1 protein-coding gene is annotated in these 919 nt (G+C 72.1%); it reads left to right on the top strand.

Annotation, left to right across the window (positions count from 1 at the left end; all coding sequences use genetic code 11):
- On the top strand, nucleotides 1-806 hold an 806-nt coding region (gene hemB / locus G6026_RS09935; protein WP_182613076.1), incomplete at its 5' end, for a porphobilinogen synthase.
- Between the last annotated feature and the right edge of the window lie 113 nt (nucleotides 807-919).

Genomic DNA, 919 nt, shown 5'->3' with positions numbered 1-919 from the left:
CCGAGGCGGGACTCGGCGGGATCATGCTCTTCGGGGTTCCGCACGACGCGGACAAGGACGCCGTCGGCAGCTGCGGCGCCGCGGCCGACGGCATCCTCAACCGGGCGCTGGCGGCCGTCCGCGAGGAGGTGGGTGACGACCTCGTGGTGATGGCCGACACCTGCCTGGACGAGTTCACCGACCACGGCCACTGCGGCGTCCTGGGTACCGATCCGCGGGGCGAACAGGTCGTCGACAACGACGCCACCCTGGCCGCATACGCCGAACTCGCCGTGGCGCAGGCCGCCGCGGGAGCCCATGTGGTGGGGCCGAGCGGGATGATGGACGGTCAGATCGTCGCCATCCGCGAGGCGCTGGACCGCGAGGGCTTCCACGACGTGGCCGTGTTGGCGTACAGCGCCAAGTACGCGAGCGCGTTCTACGGGCCGTTCCGTGAGGCCGTCGGATCCTCGCTGCGCGGTGACCGGCGTACCTATCAGCAGGACCCCGCCAACCTGCGCGAGTCCCTGCGGGAGGTCCGCCTGGACCTGGACGAGGGCGCCGACATGGTCATGGTCAAGCCGGCGATGAGCTATCTCGACGTGCTGCGCCAGACCGCCGAGCTCTCGGACGTCCCCGTCGCCGCCTATCAGGTCTCCGGGGAGTACGCGATGATCTCCGCCGCCGCCGAGCGGGGGTGGATCGATCACGACCCGGCGGTGATGGAGTCGTTGACCTCCATCCGTCGGGCCGGAGCGGACATCGTCCTGACCTACTGGGCGCTGCACGCCGCACGCCTCCTCGCCGACGGGTGGGGCCAGCGGTGACGGGCAGCGGGCCGTGGCGTCCACCCGAACGCACCGACGGGCCCTCCGAGCGCGCCGACGGTCGACCGGAGAGCCCCGCCGGGCCGGTGCCCGACGACGTTCACTCCGCGTGG

Origin of the sequence: Dietzia sp. DQ11-38-2, from assembly GCF_014145055.1 — a bacterium.
GTDB lineage: Bacteria > Actinomycetota > Actinomycetes > Mycobacteriales > Mycobacteriaceae > Dietzia.
The sequence above is the reverse complement of the archived record's forward strand: the minus strand, read 5'-3'. Positions and strand labels throughout refer to the sequence as shown.